This is a genomic window from Thioalkalivibrio sp. ALJ7, assembly GCF_000376865.1.
Taxonomy (GTDB): Bacteria; Pseudomonadota; Gammaproteobacteria; order Ectothiorhodospirales; family Ectothiorhodospiraceae; genus Thioalkalivibrio.
Genome location: NZ_AQXQ01000012.1, coordinates 218130 through 233296 on the forward strand (window position 1 = coordinate 218130; position 15167 = coordinate 233296).

General features: G+C 63.9%; 18 protein-coding genes and 1 other RNA gene. 8 read left to right on the top strand and 11 right to left on the bottom strand.

Annotated features, from left to right (window positions below):
- Positions 1-450: 450 nt before the first annotated feature.
- From pepP to D002_RS0109670, 3 genes are read right to left on the bottom strand one after another with little or no spacing between them, the layout of a single operon-like run.
- The gene (pepP, locus tag D002_RS0109660; RefSeq protein ID WP_018141718.1) at positions 451-1779 is read right to left on the bottom strand and encodes a Xaa-Pro aminopeptidase; all 1329 of its coding nucleotides are present in this window, start codon (positions 1777-1779) and stop codon (positions 451-453) included.
- Between the two features lie 32 nt (positions 1780-1811).
- The gene (locus D002_RS0109665) at positions 1812-2417 is read right to left on the bottom strand and encodes a UPF0149 family protein (RefSeq protein ID WP_018141719.1); all 606 of its coding nucleotides are present in this window, start codon (positions 2415-2417) and stop codon (positions 1812-1814) included.
- Positions 2417-2704 (bottom strand): hypothetical protein, encoded by a 288-nt coding sequence (locus tag D002_RS0109670; RefSeq protein ID WP_018141720.1) that lies wholly within the window; start codon positions 2702-2704, stop codon positions 2417-2419. Before D002_RS0109670 ends, D002_RS0109665 begins: the two co-directional genes overlap by 1 nt.
- Positions 2705-2922: 218 nt before the next feature.
- Between D002_RS0109670 and D002_RS0109675 the strand changes: the two genes are divergently transcribed.
- Entirely contained in the window at positions 2923-3150 is a 228-nt protein-coding gene (locus tag D002_RS0109675) for a hypothetical protein (protein WP_018141721.1), read from the top strand.
- Positions 3147-3437 (top strand): cell division protein ZapA, encoded by a 291-nt coding sequence (locus tag D002_RS0109680; RefSeq protein WP_018141722.1) that lies wholly within the window; start codon positions 3147-3149, stop codon positions 3435-3437. Before D002_RS0109675 ends, D002_RS0109680 begins: the two co-directional genes overlap by 4 nt.
- A 516-nt stretch (positions 3438-3953) precedes the next feature.
- Here the strand turns inward: D002_RS0109680 and orn are convergent.
- Positions 3954-4520: an oligoribonuclease gene (gene orn, locus D002_RS0109685; RefSeq protein ID WP_018141723.1), complete on the bottom strand. Its 567-nt coding sequence runs from the start codon at positions 4518-4520 to the stop codon at positions 3954-3956.
- Positions 4521-4645: 125 nt separating this feature from the next.
- Here orn and D002_RS0109690 point away from each other — a divergent pair, with 125 nt between their 5' ends.
- From D002_RS0109690 to rsgA, 3 genes are read left to right on the top strand one after another with little or no spacing between them, the layout of a single operon-like run.
- On the top strand, positions 4646-4966 hold the full coding sequence (locus tag D002_RS0109690; RefSeq protein WP_018141724.1) for a cytochrome c: 321 nt from the start codon (positions 4646-4648) through the stop codon (positions 4964-4966).
- Positions 4959-5294, top strand: a complete 336-nt coding sequence (locus tag D002_RS0109695) for a 4a-hydroxytetrahydrobiopterin dehydratase (protein WP_018141725.1) — start codon at positions 4959-4961, stop codon at positions 5292-5294. Before D002_RS0109690 ends, D002_RS0109695 begins: the two co-directional genes overlap by 8 nt.
- Before the next feature lie 27 nt (positions 5295-5321).
- Positions 5322-6218, top strand: a complete 897-nt coding sequence (gene rsgA, locus D002_RS0109700) for a ribosome small subunit-dependent GTPase A (protein ID WP_018141726.1) — start codon at positions 5322-5324, stop codon at positions 6216-6218.
- A gap of 398 nt (positions 6219-6616) precedes the next feature.
- On the opposite strand, the gene D002_RS0109705 is transcribed toward rsgA, so the two are convergent.
- From D002_RS0109705 to ffs, 6 genes are all read right to left on the bottom strand, one after another.
- On the bottom strand, positions 6617-7393 hold the full coding sequence (locus D002_RS0109705) for a hypothetical protein (protein WP_026181647.1): 777 nt from the start codon (positions 7391-7393) through the stop codon (positions 6617-6619).
- Positions 7394-7420: 27 nt separating this feature from the next.
- On the bottom strand, positions 7421-7765 hold the full coding sequence (locus D002_RS0109710) for a histidine triad nucleotide-binding protein (protein ID WP_018141728.1): 345 nt from the start codon (positions 7763-7765) through the stop codon (positions 7421-7423).
- Positions 7766-7842: 77 nt separating this feature from the next.
- Entirely contained in the window at positions 7843-8433 is a 591-nt protein-coding gene (recR, locus tag D002_RS0109715) for a recombination mediator RecR (protein WP_018141729.1), read from the bottom strand.
- Between the two features lie 22 nt (positions 8434-8455).
- Complete coding sequence (locus D002_RS0109720) at positions 8456-8782, bottom strand: YbaB/EbfC family nucleoid-associated protein (RefSeq protein ID WP_018141730.1); 327 nt, start codon at positions 8780-8782, stop codon at positions 8456-8458.
- A gap of 364 nt (positions 8783-9146) precedes the next feature.
- Positions 9147-10928 carry a DNA polymerase III subunit gamma/tau gene (dnaX, locus tag D002_RS0109725; RefSeq protein ID WP_018141731.1) on the bottom strand — a complete coding sequence of 594 codons (1782 nt, stop codon included), beginning with the start codon at positions 10926-10928 and terminating at the stop codon, positions 9147-9149.
- Positions 10929-11014: 86 nt separating this feature from the next.
- Positions 11015-11111, bottom strand: an RNA gene (gene ffs, locus D002_RS13575) — signal recognition particle sRNA small type.
- Between the two features lie 288 nt (positions 11112-11399).
- On the opposite strand from ffs, the gene D002_RS0109730 reads away from it, so the two are divergent.
- The 3 genes from D002_RS0109730 to D002_RS13580 all read left to right on the top strand — a co-directional run bounded on the left by D002_RS0109730 (position 11400) and on the right by D002_RS13580 (position 14023).
- The gene (locus tag D002_RS0109730; RefSeq protein ID WP_018141732.1) at positions 11400-12149 is read left to right on the top strand and encodes a glutathione peroxidase; all 750 of its coding nucleotides are present in this window, start codon (positions 11400-11402) and stop codon (positions 12147-12149) included.
- Positions 12150-12323: 174 nt separating this feature from the next.
- Entirely contained in the window at positions 12324-13718 is a 1395-nt protein-coding gene (gene gorA, locus D002_RS0109735; RefSeq protein ID WP_018141733.1) for a glutathione-disulfide reductase, read from the top strand.
- 140 nt (positions 13719-13858) lie between these two features.
- Positions 13859-14023, top strand: coding sequence for a DUF1328 domain-containing protein (locus tag D002_RS13580; RefSeq protein WP_018141734.1), 165 nt, complete (start codon positions 13859-13861; stop codon positions 14021-14023).
- 409 nt (positions 14024-14432) lie between these two features.
- Here the strand turns inward: D002_RS13580 and D002_RS0109745 are convergent, their stop codons facing one another.
- The gene (locus D002_RS0109745; RefSeq protein ID WP_026181648.1) at positions 14433-15065 is read right to left on the bottom strand and encodes a porin family protein; all 633 of its coding nucleotides are present in this window, start codon (positions 15063-15065) and stop codon (positions 14433-14435) included.
- Between the last annotated feature and the right edge of the window lie 102 nt (positions 15066-15167).

The window sequence follows — 15167 nt, forward strand, 5'->3', positions numbered from 1 at the left end:
GAGGCCCCGCAGGGGCCGTGGCAACCTCTGGATGCCTGTACATTGGCGGGACCGGATGGTAACGGCAGGCGATCGCCACGGCGCTGTGCGCCTCGCGATGACGGGAGTGGTGGGTTCCCGTCCATTGGTAGCCATGGCCATGCCGACCCCAAAACACGCAGGCTCCTGATGGACCGTTGGCAAAATACCGCTGAGCAGGATGCGGATGAGCGCAGCGAATGGCAGCACGGGGCGCGTGGCTCCGGGGTGAGCGGTACGTTTCGCGGAGCTCAACGCACCCTGCGGTTCCTGACGGGCGGAGCGGGATTGTCGCTCCCCCATTCGCCTGCAAGCAGGCTCCCACGGAGGATCGTGCATGCTGCCCACTACAAGAGGCTGCTTGCACGCAAAAGGCGCCGAACCGAATCCTCGGCCTTTGATCGCAATGGACAGCGCGGCGGGCGGGCATGGTTAGTCCCAACCCGGAAGGTCACCGGCCATGCAGGCCTCGATGTCGGCGACGCTCTTGGGACAATCGGCGCTCAGGACCTCGTGGCCGTCGCGGGTGACGGCCACGTCGTCCTCGATGCGGATGCCGATACCCCGCAACTCCTTGGGTGCCTCGCTGTAGGGCCCGAAGTACAGACCCGGCTCCACGGTCATCACCATGCCCGACTCGAGCTGGCGCCAGGCGTCGCCGACGCGGTAGTCGCCAACGTCATGCACATCCAGCCCCAGCCAGTGGCCAGTGCGGTGCATATAGAACGGTCGAAAGGCCTGATCGCGGATCAGCTTGTCGAGACGGCCCTTGAGCACGCCCATGTCCTTGAGCCCACGGGTCAGTTCGCGCACGGCTGTGCTATGTGGCGTATCCCAGTCATTGCCGGGGCGCACCTCTTTGATCGCCGCGAGCTGCGCGGCCAGTACGCATTCGTAGACCTCGCGCTGACGCTCGCCAAAGCGCCCGGAGACCGGGAAGGTTCGGGTAATGTCGGAGGCATAACCCTGCACCTCGCAGCCGGCGTCGATCAGCAGCAGGTCGCCGTCGTTCAACTCAGCCTGGTTCTCGATGTAGTGCAGGATGCAACCGTTTTCGCCGCCACCGACAATGGAGGGGTACGCGGTCTCGGTGCCAAAGCGGTGAAACTCGTGCAGCAGCTCGGCCTCCACCGCGAACTCGGTCAGGCCCGGACGGCAGGCCTGCATCGCGCGCACATGCGCCTGGGTGGAGATGGCTGCGGCGTGGCGCATCAGTTTCAGCTCCGGCGCCTTCTTGAACAGCCGTTGTTCATGCAGGTGATGCTCGACCGCGACGAATTCGTGCGGCGCACGCACGCCGTTACGCGCCTTGGCCCGCACCTGGTTGACCCAGCCGAACAGGCGCTGGTCCAGCGGCTCGTCGCGCCCGAACGGCGCGGCCATCACACCGCGGTTCTCCATCAGCCCCGGCAGGATCTCGTCGATGTCCTCGATGGGGAAGGCACACTCGGCGCCATAGGTCTCCATCGCGCCATCCGGCCCGGCGCGGCGGCCCTGCCAGGTTTCCAGGGTGGGATCGCGATCACGGCAGAACAGGATGTATTCACCCGCCGGTCGCCCCGGCACCAGCACGGCGACCGCATCCGGCTCCGGGAACCCGGTCAGGTAGAGGAAGTCGCTGTCCTGGCGGAACGGGTATTCGACGTCCCGGTTGCGGGTGCGCTCATGCGCAGCGGGGACGACGATTATCGAGTCCTGGCCAAGCGCCCGCATCAGTCGCTGGCGGCGCCGGGCGAACTCGCCCTGGGGGATCTCGGGCATCCGGCCCGGCCGGGGGGCTTGTCGCGTTCGCGTCATTGCATTGGGATCCGTTTCGGGTCGTCCGGGGCCAACTCGTCGGCGATCAGCAGCACGCCCACGCGCACGTATTCGTTCAGCTCTTCGAAGGCCGCCAGGTTTTCCTCGTCGTCGTCGGGTTCCAGCTCGATGCGGGCAATCTCGGCGAAATCGCGCAGGATCTCGCTGGCCTCGGCCGAGGGCTTGAGCTGGCCCACCCGCGGTGTCTGCCCCAGCCCGGCGATGAAGCCGTCCACCCATTCGGACAGCGCCTGGGCCTGGGCCTCGATGGCCTCGTCGTCCGGCAACAGCGGGCCAAACCCCAGCTCCACGTCGTATAACTGGGCCAGCAACGCCCGGCGAATCGCCTCGACCGTCTTGCCGAACGCATCGCCCGCCCCTTCAGTTAGCGGGAACGCATCACCCAGGCTGCGCTCCAGGGCGTCGACATTGGCGCCCGGGTCCGCCACCAGGCAGCCGGTAAACAAACCATGTGCCGACGCCGGCGTCTGCGCATACCCCATGCTGCGCAGGCCATGCTCCAGCTGCTCTCGCAGAGCGTCGGGGTCGCGCTCCAGACCGTCCAGCGATTTCGTATTGCCGGCATGTGATTCCCGCGCCATCAAAACGACTCCAGGCGGGCTTCATAGGGGAACAGCAGAAAGCGGTAAAGCTCGTCCCCCACCTGCAGGTGCGTGAACTGCGGCTCGCCCAGTTTGATCGCGCTGGAACCCGTGGAGGACAGCATGTTGAGACCGAAGCGCTTGTCCTCGATCAAGGCGTTCAACAACCGCTCCAATTCCGGGTGCGGCACGGTGCCCGTATTGTCGACAATCCGGCACGGCTTTCCATTATGGGCCGTACCCTCGATTACGGTGGCCTCGGGGCCGGGTTCGGGCGGCTGGGTCATGGGCGGCAGATACTCAATCAGGGGAAATCGACCTATTGTGGCCAGCCTGAGCCGCAGGCCGCAACAAACCCCGCTGCGAGGGTTTGCTACCGGCCCATACAGTGAAGGTGTTCCCGCAAGAAGATCACGCAAGTTGACGCTTTGCGCGGACGGCTCCTAGACTCCAGTAGTGAATGACCTGCGGCGGACGCCGCCCTTGCCAACCGGGACTCAAGGCCATGCAGCCAAACGACGATTCCGCACCTGACCCGACCGAGCGCCTTGAGGCCGCGATCACGCGCCTCCTGGAAGAGCATGCGGCCCTGCGTGAGGAGCATCATTTGCTGCAGGAACAGGTCCGTCAGCTCAAAAGCGAACGCGCCTCCTTCAAGGAACGCAACGAACAAGCCCGCCACCGGGTCGAGAACATGATCGCGCGCCTGAGATCGATGGAGCACAGCGAATGAGCCAGTCCGAACCCGTTCGCATCTCCATCATGGGCAAGGAGTACCAGATTGCCTGCCCACCGGAGGAACGCGCCGATCTGTTTGCTTCGGCAACCCTGGTGGACGAACGCATGCGCGAGTTGCGCGATGGAGGCCGCATCGTGGGCGCGGAGCGCATCGCGGTGATGGTCGCGCTCAACCTGGCGCACGAGATGCTGGAGTGCCAGCAGCAGAAGTCCGGCGCCAGCTCGGCGCGCCTGATCGATCTGGCCGACCGCATCGAAAAAGGCCTCGGCTCACCGCGCTAACGCGTTTGGCGGCCGCACGCCCTCCGCTCTTCAGTCCTTGCCTCAGTCTCCGGGCACACCCAACCGCCCCGAGGCCGGCCACCATTACATCGCCCGGTATCCCACCTGCCACCATTGTCTAGACCTGATTGGCGGGCGACCTGAGGAAGGCGCCGGACACTCCGAGAACCAAACGATCGCTGCGGTTAGGGAGACGCTGATTGAATCGCACGACCGCGTTGGCGCCCCCCAGTTTTTCGAGTCAAAGCGTTCCGAGACAAGGCGCGTCGTGCAGCAGGTAGTGGTTCTACCCGCCCGTTTCTGATGGGTTCGGGGCGCAACGCAGGATCGGGGAACAGGGGGCACCAACCCGACACGTGATTGAAAGAGCGGGCTCGGCCGCCCGTTGTTGATCAAAAACGGGCGCGGGAACGGCGTTGCGGTTCCCTTGTGCAGAGTGACTGCACGGCAGTCACCGCGCCTTGTTCGCACGCAAAAGCAACTCGAGCGCGGACGTGCGATTCAATCAGCGTCTCCCTAGTCGTGCGATGCCGCAGGCGGCAGCTTGATGAACTTCTCGCGGTACAGGCGTAGCTCGTCGATCGAGTCCCGGATATCCTGCAGGGCCTGGTGCGACGCATTCTTGCGCAACTGCGCGATCACATCCGGCGCCCAGCGCCGCGCCAGTTCTTTCAGCGTGGAGACGTCAAGGTTGCGGTAGTGGAAATACTGCTCCAGCTCCGGCATCAGGCGCGCCATGAACCGCCGGTCCTGGCAGATGGAATTCCCGCACATCGGCGAGGCCCCCTTCGGCACATACTGCGCCAGAAACTCCAGCGTGACCTGCTCGGCATCCGCCGCATCCGACGAGCTGGTGCGAACCCGTTCGATGAGCCCCGAATTTCCGTGGGTACGCTGGTTCCACTCATCCATCGCCCCCAGCACCTCGGACGGCTGATAGACCGCAATTACGGGTCCTTCGGCAAGCACATTCAGTTCCTTGTCGGTGACGATCGTCGCCACCTCCAGGATACGATCTGTCTGCGGCTCGAGACCGGTCATCTCGAGATCGATCCAGATCAGGTTTTCGGCGTTCACGGCCATATTGCGTACTCCTTCGCGGGCAGGCCATCGGTCACGGCCGGGACCCTTTCATCTGGCGCAGGAGTCTATCATCATGGTTGCGGGGTCTGTGGCCCCGCTACAACTCCCGATGACAGGAGGGATTCATGCGATTCAACAACGCACACATTGCCGCCGGCACCGCGGTGCTGGCCCTGAGCCTGGGTGGCGCAAGCACCGCGCTGGCCGACGACATCCGCAAGGGGCAGGAACTGCACAGCGATAATTGCATTAGCTGTCACGCCGACATGGTCGGAGGTGATGGTTCTGAGCTGTACACCCGTGAGAACCGCATGGTCGGCTCGCACGACGACTTGGTGGCCCAGGTCAACAACTGCAACGCGAACCTCGGCACCAACTGGTTCGACGACGAGGTTGATGCCGTAGTCGCCTACCTCAACGCGGAGTACTACCAGTTCGATGAGTGATCTGAAGACCCGGCATTGCCAATCCTGCGAGGGCATGACCGCCCCGATGCCCCGCGCGGACGCGGAGGGGGCGCTGGGACAACTGCAAGAAGCCTGGGGCATCGACAAAGCCGGAAAGAGCATCCAACGAAGTTTCAAATTCAAGAATTATCACGAAACCATGGCCTTCGTGAATGCAGTCGCCTGGATCGCGCACGTCGAGGATCATCATCCCGACATGGCGGTCGGGTTCAATCGCTGCGCGGTGGAGTTCTCCACCCATGCCATCGGCGGCCTGAGCGAAAACGACTTCATTTGTGCCGCGCGTATTGATGCCCTTTTCGAATAATCGACCTGGACGGACGGAGGCTCGGGCTTGACCCCATTCGCCCGGGTCTTCGCTCGCCACAACCAGATGGCCGACATCGCGCGGGACGATGAACCCCCGCGCCGCTTGCGCCTGCACAGGCGCTTCCGCGATCTCGCCTGCGGCGACCGCGTTGAGCTGGACACCACCGGCGAGCAGGTGGACCTCCTGCTTGAGCGCGACAATGTACTGGTGCGCCGGGACGGCTTCGGGCGGCGCAAAGTGATCGCGGCCAATATCGATTGCGTGTGGATCGTGATTGCCCCGGAACCGGCGCCTTCGCGCAACCTGATCGACCGCTTCCTCGTGGCAGTGCTAAACCTACCAGCTCGACCCCGCCTGCTCATCAACAAACAGGATACGGGCCCCGCGGCCCCACCCGAATGGCTGAATGCCTACCGCCAGCTGGACCTGGAGCCGCTGTACGTCAGTGCCAAGACGGGCTATGGGCTCGATGACCTGGCAACGGCAGCCGCCGGCCAGACCAATATCCTGGTGGGGCAATCCGGTGTCGGGAAATCTTCGCTGGTCGCCGCGCTGCTGGATCAGTACGGGTTGACGGACGCCACCGCACCCGCCACCGGCGAGCTTGCCGCTTCTGGGGAAGGCCGTCATACCACGGTCACGGCCCAGTGGTTCCCGCTGGCCAATGGCGGCGCCTGGATCGACTCCCCGGGGGTACGCGATTTCACACCCGAAATCCCGTCACTGGACACGCTGGAACGGGGCTTTCCCGATATCGCGGAATGCGCCGATCACTGCCGTTTCCGCGATTGCCGCCATCAACGCGAGCCCGGCTGCGCGGTACTGGCCGCAATCGACTCAGGCGAACTGCCCGCAGCCCGCCTCCAGGCCTGGCATGACCTTGCTGCCGAAATCCCCGCCCAAACCCGCGCCCGCGGGTAAGGGCCGTTTGTTTTCACCACGAAGCGCACGAAGGCACGAAGAAGGGCAAGGGCAAGGGCAAGGGCAAGGGCAAGGGCGTTCTACCACGGAGGGCACAGAGTGGGCCTTGGGGACGGTAACAGCGAAAACCTGATGTCCAGGTTTCTGGGGCGTTTCACCCGCGCTTCGAGCATTCCGGCAATTGTCTGGCCATTCTCCGTGTCCTCTGTGATCTCTGTGGTCACACGGTTTCGATCTTCTTCGTGCCTTCGTGCGCTTCGTGGTGACAATAGTTCGTGCGCTTCGTGGTGAAAATCAGACGCGCGCAGGGAGGCCGCACCGTGGATAGCGTGCAGTGAGAGTCACAAGGGAATGGCTGGCGGGCACCGCGGTGGGGGGAATAGCGGTGGGGGCCGGGATCAGAAGGTCAGGCCCATTTCGAGGCCGATGACCGAGGAGGTCGGCTCGCGGCTTGCGCCTTCGAATTCGAGGCGGTCGGCCAGCCAGTTGTCGGCAGAGTTCAGCGAATAGTCGTCGTAATACAAGCTCAGGGACAGCTCGGACTGGTTCTGCAGACGCATACGCCCGTCCAGGCTCAGGTAACCCGCGGTACGGCCCGTATCGCGATAGCGGTCGCCATAACCGAAGCCGAGGCCGCGATCGTCGCTGGACAGGGGCTGACGCACCCCCACGCGGAACTGGCTATCAAATCGGCCAGAGGCGAAGGTCGGCCCAAAGCTGAAGTCGGTAAAGTAGGCGGTGGTTTCACTCGCCGGCCCGAGATCGTTCCAGTCCGGACGGGTTTCCATGCCCAGGCCTAGATTCAGGCCGTAACCGAAGCCAGCACCCAGGTCTTGGTGATAGGCACCCACCGCCTCGAACAGGCGCGCTCCACTGAACGCATTGTCCGCTTCATCAAGGGCCGCGGCATCTCCAGTGCTGCGCACCGACAAGCGGTAGCGAGACTCGGCATCGCGGGCCGCATCCGGATTCTCTTGCGGCATCACGCCTGACGAGGACGCCTCAAGCAGCGAGAAACGGTCATCGGCACTGGCCGTGCCCGCGCCCAGCGCAAGCCCAGCCACCGCCAGGACAACAAACATCAGCGACGAACGTGAGGCACAAACAGGCAGAGACCGCGGGCTTTGCGCCTGCGGCCGCTTCAAGGCTGCACCGTTCAATCCGTGTCGCGTCACACCGATAATCCGTGTTGTCGGTCCTGGCTAGCCTGGTGGCCAGCTCAGTGCACGTCCGGCAAGGACATGCATATGTATATGGTAGACCGTTTGCCCACCGTGTTCGTTGCAATTCATCACGGTTCGATAACCGATTTCAGCAAAACCGCGATCGTGTGCGATCCGGGCCGCCGCGCGGGTCATCGCGCCGATCACCGGGGCATCTTCGGCCGACAAATCGTTCAACGTGGCGATGTGCTTTTTCGGGATGACCAGCACATGCTCCGGGGCCTGCGGGTTGAGGTCTTCAAAGGCCAGCACGGCCTCGTCCTCGAACACCACCTGCGCCGGGATCTCGCCCGCGACGATCTTGCAAAAGATGCAGTCGGCCATTGTCGTCTCCCGCATGAACGGAGCGGATTTATATCAGGGAACGGTAATGGATTCAATGCGCCACTGGCGCAGGCCGCTCAATAGTCCCGACGACCCGATAACGCGTGCGCCAGGGTCCCCGCATCGATGTATTCCAGCTCCCCGCCACTGGGGATGCCTTGAGCGATGCGCGTGGTGCGGACCCCGTGACGCGCCGCCATCTCCGCCAGGTAATGGGCGGTCACCTCGCCTTCGACGGAGGTGTTGGTGGCCAGGATCAATTCCTCGACGCCCTCGGATTGCAGCCGCGCCTCCAGACGGTCCAGCCCCAACTCCTCTGGACCGATGCCATCCAGCGGTGACAGACGACCCAGCAGCACATGAAAGCGCCCCCCAAAGTCGGTCGCCGACTCGATGGCCATCACATCGCCGGGGCTTTCCACCACACAGACCACCCGCGAATCCCGCTCCGGGTCCGCGCAACGGCTGCAGGTCTCGGCCGCGGTCAGCGTCCGGCAGACCGAACAGTGGCCAATACGGGCCACGGCTTCGTCCATTGCCCGCGAGAGGCGCCGCGCACCCTCGCGGTCACGCTCCAGCAGGTGCAGCGCCATGCGCCGTGCCGATTTGGCCCCGACACCGGGGAGGCAACGTAGCGCCTGGACCAGCTCGTCCAGTTCCGCATCCATCAGGCGCGCCCGATCCGCTGCGTCAGAACGGCAGCTTCATGCCCGCCGGCAGGCCCATACCTTCGGTCAGGCTGCCCATGCGTTCCTGGGTCGTGGATTCGACCTTTTGCACGGCATCGTTGACGGCCGCAGCGACCAGGTCCTCGATCATGTCGCGGTCGTCATCGAACAGGCTCGGGTCAATCTTCACGCGGCGCACGGCGTGCTTGCCGGTCATGACCACGCTGACCAGCCCACCGCCGGCCTGGCCCTCGATCTCCATCTCGGCCAGTTCGGCCTGCACCTTCTGCATGTCTTCCTGCATCTTCTGGGCCTGCTTCATCAGGCCACCCATGCCACCTTTCATCATAATTTCGATCTCCTGTCCCGCGCGTCGCGCGAGATCTCACTATGTAACGTTTAAGGAAACACTGATTAATGTACACGCTCGCGCTCGAGTTGCTTTTGCGTGCGAACAAGGGGCGGTGACTGCCGTGCAGTCATTCTGCACAAGGGAGCCGCAACGCGGTTCCCGCGCCCGTTGTTATCAAAAACGGGCGGCCGAGCCCCTGCATTCAATCGCTTGTGGGGTTGGCACCCCAGGTTCCCCGATCCTGCGTTGCGCCCCAAATCCATCAGAAACGGGCGGGTAGAACCACTACCCGCTACGCGACGCGCCTTGTCTCGGAAAACCTGGGGTACCAACGCGAGTGTGTACATTAATCAGTGTTTCCTTAACGCGGTGTCGACGATGCGTCGTCCACCGTGGTTCCCGAATGGTGATCGCGAATACGAACGGTGCCCAGTTCCGCACCGAACTCCTGACCCAAGGCCTGCACCACTGGGTCCTCGCGCATCGTCGTCTCGGCGCTAGCCTGACGTTCTGCCGAGGCGGCCGCAAGCCGCGCCGCCGGGGTCGTATCCAGGGGCTCGGACTGACTGACAATCTCCAGGCGCAGGGACTGGCCCAGGGCCTTTTCCAGTGCATCCTTCAGCCGCGTCTTGGCACGGTCCGTACAGAGCGTGCCCGGAGCCACCGCGATCACGACACGCTCGTTGTCATGCTTGCGGAGCTCGGCGTGCAGGGCGAGTTCGCGCACCGTGCCCATGGGCAGAGCCTCGGCAAACCGATGCCAGTCGAACATGCCGTCCGCCGCCATTTCCGGCGCCGGTGCATCGGGCGCTTTCGCCACAGGAGCGACCGGCGCCGCTTGGGCCTGAGCGCCATCCTCGGGCCGGGTCGCGTTGGGGCGCGGCTTCGATGGAGAAGTCTCTGGCTCGGGCTCTCTGACCTGCTCACGGGGTGGCGGCGCGGCAGCCTCATTCGAGGGTGCAGCCGAGGACGCGGCATGACTCGGGCTCGATGCGGCCCTACCAGCCGCCGCCGGATCCCGACCCGTCTGGTGGCCGCCTTCCCCTGCGGCCGGGGCAGGCTCCGGGCGGAACGCCAGCAAGCGCAGCAGCGTCATCTCAACACCCATGCGCGCATCCGGCGCATAGGGCAGATCGCGGACGCCGTGGATCAGGATCTGATAGGCCAGCTGAATCGTCTCCGGATCCACCCGGCCGGCGGCCTCATGCGCCCAGACCTGCGCCTCCTCGCCCGCCGCTGGTGGGGCTCCTGCAACCTGCTGCACTGCGACCTGATGCGCCAGCGCGGCCAACTCGTCCAGTAGACGCGACCAGTCGGGTCCCAGCGTATCCAACTCGGCTAGCCCCGCCAGCAGCGCCGATCCATCCCCAGCAAACACCGCATCGAGTAGCCCCGCCAGGCGCGTGCGCGGTAGTAACCCGAGCATGTCGCAGGCGTCGGACTCGCTCAGGCGATCGCCGCCGTAGGCAATGGCCTGGTCAGTCAGGCTCAGCGCATCACGCATCGAGCCCTCGGCCGCCTCGCCCAGACGCAGCAGTGCACCCGGCTCCGCCTCTACGCCTTCGGCGGCGAGGATCTGGGTCAGGTGTTCGGCGATCATCGCCGGCGGCATCGGCTTCAGGTTGAACTGCAGACAGCGCGACAAGACGGTGACCGGCAGCTTTTGCGGGTCGGTAGTCGCCAGCAGGAACTTCACGTGTTCCGGCGGCTCCTCCAGCGTCTTCAACAAGGCGTTGAAGCTCTTCTCCGACAACATGTGCACCTCGTCGATCAGGTACACCTTGAAGCGCCCGGTCGTCGGGGCGTAGGAGACGTTGTCCAGGAGTTCGCGGGTGTCATCCACCCGGGTGCGCGAGGCAGCATCCACCTCGATCAGGTCCAGGTGGCGACCCTCGGCAATCTCGATGCAGGAACGGCACTCCCCGCAGGGTGTAGCGGTCACACCCGTCTCGCAGTTGAGGCAGCGGGCAAGGATACGGGCAATAGTGGTCTTGCCCACGCCACGAGTACCGGCAAACAGGTAGGCGTGATGCAGGCGATCGCCGCTCAGGGCATTGGCCAGGGCGCGCACCACGTGCGGCTGCCCGACCAGGTCCTCGAAGCGCGAGGGACGCCACTTGCGGGCCAGAACCTGGTGACTCATGCCTCCCCCGTCAGTGGAGTCTGTCGCGAACCGGGAAGCGGGGCCATCACCGCAGGAATCCGATCCGCTAGGAATAAGGTGGTGGCCCGCACCCGCCACACCCCGGCGCCCGACGCAGCTGCTACCGTTGCTCCCTTCCGGGCCTGGCGGGGTTCACAGCCTGTCGTCGCGAGGGGACTGATACGGACCACCATAACGCGGTCCACGATTCGGAGTTTCCGAATCCGGGCGGCAAGCTTCCGCATTTCCGGCGAACGCGTCAACCTTGGAGGCCTGCATTGAAGGACAATCGCGACGATGAAGGCGGCCACCACCGTGATAGCCGTAGCCTAACAAGAGAATAGAAAACAAAAACTGGATCAATCATAAGCCAACCCTTATCTTGAGTCTCGTAGTCGGGCATCGGCCTGGCTGAACAACAATCTTCTCTCTGGTTTACTGCAATCAACACTCGACTAAGGAGTACGACAAATGGAACTCGAAAATCGCGAAGGTCAGCGCATCCCGGACGTCACCTTCCGCTGCCGCAAGGACAACGACTGGAACGACGTGCACAGCAACGACCTGTTCAAGGGTCGCAACGTGGTCGTTTTCGCCCTGCCGGGCGCGTTCACCCCGACCTGCTCCTCGGCCCACGTGCCGCGCTACAACGAGCTGGCCCCGGTGTTCAAGAAGCACGGCATCGACGAGATCGTCTGCATCTCGGTCAATGACGGATTCGTGATGGAGGCCTGGCAGGCCGACCAGCAGGCCGAGCGTGTGACCTTCATCGCCGATGGCAATGGCGAGTTCACCGAGCAGATGGGCATGCTGGTCGACAAGAGCGACCTCGGCTTCGGCCACCGCTCCTGGCGCTATTCCATGCTGGTGCGCGACGGCGTGATCGAGAAGCAGTTCATCGAACCGGACGAACCGGGCGACCCCTTCGTGGTCTCCGACGCCGACACCATGCTCGCCCACGTCGCGCCGGATGCGGCCTGCCCTGAAGACGTCGTCGTCTTCACCAAGCCGGGCTGCCCGTACTGCGCCAGCGCCAAGGAGATGCTGGAGAACGCCGGTCTCGACTACGAGGAGATCGTGCTGGGCCGCGACGCCAGCCTGCGCAGCCTGCGCGCCGCCACCGGCGCGATGACCGTCCCACAGGTGTTCGTGGGCGGCCACCGCATCGGCGGCTCGGACGATCTGCAGGAGTGGATCTCCCGCGAGAAGAAGGCGGCGTAAACCCTGCCTGCCGGGACGGGTCCTCGTGACCCGTCCCCGGTGGTCACCCGGATGGGTGGCCATCCGTGTCCGGATCCCGCAAATCGGACGTCCGGACACGGATGGCAGACCCCGGCGACCGCAACGAGTGCGTTCGCTATGCAACACTTTCACCGAACCCTTCGAGGAACCGACATGGAACACTACGACATCATCGTGATTGGCGGCGGCAGCGGCGGCCTGGCCGTGGCGGAACGTGCCGCCCCGCACGGCGCCCGCGTCGCCGTGTTCGATCCCAAGCCGCTGGGCGGCACCTGTGTGAACGAGGGTTGCGTGCCCAAGAAACTCACCTGGTACTCCGCCGAGCACATGTCACATGCCCGCGAGGCGGGCGAGTTCGGCGTGGATGTCGAGATCAAGGGCATCCGCTACGCCGACCTGGCCAACAAGCGCCAGTCCATGCTGAAGGATCTGAACCAGTTCTGGTCCGGGCACCTGGAAAAGCTGGACGTCACGCACATCCCGGAACGTGCGCGTCTGACGGACAAGAACAAGGTCGTCAGCGAGAGCGGCACCGAATACACCGCCGAACGCATCGTGCTGGCCATGGGCGGCGCGCCGATCGTACCGCCTCTGGAAGGCGCCGAGCTGGGCGCCACCTCCGACGACTTCTTTGAGTGGACCGAACTGCCGGGGTCCATCGCCGTGATCGGTGCCGGCTATATCGGCCTGGAGATGGCCGGAATGCTGCGCTCCTTGGGTGTGAAGACCGACGTAGTCGCAATGGAAGACCGTGTTCTGGAGATGTTCGACCCGATGATCTCGCAGGCGCTGGACCAGCACATGGAATACCAGGGCATCGACCGCCATCTGGGCGTGAAAGTCGCCGGCCTTGGCGGCAAGCCCGGCGCCGTGACCATCAAGCTCGAAGGCGGCCAGGAGCTGGGCCCCTATGAGAAGGTCCTGTGGGCCGTCGGCCGCAAGCCGGCCACCGCCAACATGGGCCTGGAAGAGGTCGGCGTCGAGATCGCCCGCGGGGGCATCATCCCGGTCGACGAGTGGCAGGCGACCAATGTCGAGGGCATCTATGCCCTTGGCGACATCATCGGCAAGGGCCCGCTAACGCCGGTGGCAATCGCGGCCGGCCGCCGTCTGGCCGACCACTGGTACGCGCCGGAGTCCAACCCGGTGCCGGTCGACTACGATCAGATCCCGACGGTCACCTTTACCCACCCGACCGCGGGCATGGTCGGACTGACCGAACCGCAGGCCGTGGACAAGCACGGGGACAGCGTGCGCATCTACGAAACGCAGTTCGGCGGCCTCAACCGCGCCTTCGCGGAGGGCGAGGTACCGCCGGTCGCGATGAAGCTGGTCTGCGCCGGAGACGACGAAAAGGTGGTCGGCATCCACATGATCGGCGCGAACGTCGACGAGATGCTGCAAGGCTTCGCGGTGGCGGTGCGCATGGGCGCCACCAAGCGCGACCTGGACCTGACCATCCCGCTGCACCCCACCAGCGCCGAGGAACTGGTCACCCTCAAGGAAGGCCGTCCAGGCCGCCAGAAAGGGCTGTCGAAGGCCGCCTGAGGCCCACACCACCACCCCTGAAACAAAACGCCGCCCCGGTGCAACGACCGGGGCGGCGTCGTTTTGTGCGGTCGATCAGGTCCTTACCCATAAATCTGGCCTACACTTGCAGATTCAAACAATCCGCAAGGAGAGAAAGCATGCTGGGATGGGCACTACTATTTCTGATCGTCGCGATTGTCGCAGGCGCCCTCGGACTGAGCGGTATTGCCGGGGCCGCGACGCAAATCGCGTGGATCCTGTTCATCGTAGGGCTGATCCTGGCGGTCGTCTTCTTCATCACCGGCAGGCGCCCCCCGCTGTAGCCGACCCCCAGACAGGCCAGGCGACCGCGCACGCAATCGCACGCTCTTGCTCAATGTGCTTTTGCGCGCGCCAACCGCCGAACATGGACGTTGCACTACGGAACCGCCCCATGCGGGCGGCCGCTCACTATATGCAGGAGCACCACCGCCCCTGCATCCCACCGCTCGGAGCTTCGCTCCCCATCGTCTCTGATCCCGCGTTGCGGCCTTGCCCGTAGACCTACCCCCAATTACGTACTGGTTTCGGAGCAATCGGGAATACCAACGCAGCCCGACCGATTGATCTGCGCCCACTGTGAAGGCCCAAACTTGAACACAAAAAACACGCCGCCCAAGCAAAGTGCCGGGGCGACGCACCCGATGAGCCTGGGGGCAACACGCAGGTTTCCCCCTTCGGCATCATGGATCGCTAGAATCTCCAGCCGACTGACGCCGTGAAGGCATCGATCTTGTAGTCACTGTCGAAATCGTAGCGTTCGTATTCGGCACGGATCAGGAACGCATTCAAGTTCACCTGCATCCCAACCCCGTAGACCGGATCGAAGCCGTCCTGGCTACGCAATGTACGGCCCTCATCTCCGAGGTTCCCACGTACGTCCGCGTCCCATTTCGCGGCCCCGACCTTCGCGAAGGCCTCTACGTAAGGCCCGATCGGCAACTTACCCAGCACACTGGCACCATAGGCGCTGGAACGAATACTCGAGTTCGCTCCATCTTCATTCCCTCGCAGCGTCACCTCACCTAGATCCGAATAGAACCCCTCGACCGCCAAGTACTGATTGAAGTTGTAGCCCACAAAACCACGCCAGACATTGTCGTCATCATCAATACTGAAGTCCGACGCGCCTGAGCCAATAAAATCAGACACCTCGTCACGGTCATTCTCCAACGATCCAAAACCTGTACCCAAGCCCATATAAAAACCGGACGTCCGATCCCGATCTTGCTGAGCTCGATCCCGATCCTGCTGAGCCAGAACAGCCTGAGATCCGAAAAGAAAAAGTGTCGACACCGCAACACTGGCAAACATATTTCGCTTCATTTATGTCTCCTGAAAAACGGGCGGTTTAATAAAATGAATGGAGCAACCACGCGCACGGTTATTCTTCACGAATAACCCATAATGGGGAAGACCTAATTATTG